Here is a 1,159-nt window from a genome sequence, read left to right on the forward strand (position 1 = left end):
GCTGCTCCCAGGTGGTCTGCGGGAGGTGCTCGCCGGCCGAGACGGCGACGCGCAGCCCGGCGAGCCGGTGCTCCTGCTCCTCCCGCAGGATGGCCTTGTACGCGGTGGGGGCGGTCGCGAGGACGGTGACGCCGTGGCGCTCGACGTGTTCGGCGAGCTGGAGCGGGGTGGCGGACTCGGTGAGCAGCGCGCAGGCACCGGCGCGCAGCGGGAAGACGACGAGCATGCCGAGGCCGAAGGTGAAGGCGAGCGGCGCGGAGCACGCGACGGTGTCGCCGGGGCCGAGGCCGAGGAGGGGGCGGCCGAAGGTGTGGTCGATGGAGAGTACGTCGCGGTGGAAGTGCATGGTGATCTTGGGGACGCCGGTGCTGCCGGAGGTCGGACCGAGCAGGGCGACGTCGTCGGCGGCGGTCGGGACGTTGGTGAACTCGCCCGACTTGGCGGCGGTGCGGGCGAGGAGGTCGTCCGGGGTGTCCGCGCCGTGGGTGACGATCACGAGGGAGGCGTTCTGGAGCCGCTCGACCTCCTCGGTGTGGCGGTGGTCGACGAGTGCGACGGCGGGCCTGGTGCGTTCCACGATCGGGGCGAGCTCGCGGGCGCGCAGCGCGGCCATCGTGGTGACGGCCACGCCGCCCGCCTTGAGCACGCCGAGCCACGCGGCCACCGCCCAGGGGGTGTTGGGCGAGCGGAGCAGCACGCGGCCGCCGGGCACGAGGCCGAGGTCCTCGGTGAGCACTTGGGCGACCTGGTTGGCGCGGCGCCGGAGGAGGCCGTAGGACCAGGTCTCGCCGTCGGGCGTGCGGAGGGCGGGGAGGTCGGGGCCGTGCTCCGCCACCGGGCGGTCGATCAGCTCGGTGGCGGCGTTGAGCCGGTCCGGGTAGTGCAGTTCCGGCGTGGTGAACTCGATCGTCGGCCAGTGGTCCGCCGGCGGGAGGTGGTCGCGGGTGAAGGTGTCCTGGTGGGCCGAGGGTGAGAGGGACAACGGACGGGTCCTTCCGGGAACTCGCTGGCGGTGGGGGCGCCGCGGGCCTGTCTTCGAACCCCCGCCGTCCGCCGGGAGGGCGGGCGTGGCGGCGTCTGGGTGCGTGCATCGCAAGGCGGAGGAGGGAGTTCCATGCGGAGCATCGGCGACCGACGACAACGCGGCGAGGTGCGTGCC

Annotated in this window: 1 protein-coding gene; it reads right to left on the reverse strand. The window is 74.4% G+C overall.

Translation table 11 applies throughout. From position 1 onward, the window contains the following. The coding region (locus ACFV4F_RS43430; protein ID WP_380511596.1) for an AMP-binding protein at nt 1–982 on the reverse strand (982 nt) is incomplete at its 3' end. Nucleotides 983–1,159 lie beyond the last annotated feature (177 nt).

Source organism: Kitasatospora sp. NPDC059722 (genome assembly GCF_042733235.1).
Classification (GTDB): Bacteria; Actinomycetota; Actinomycetes; order Streptomycetales; family Streptomycetaceae; genus Kitasatospora.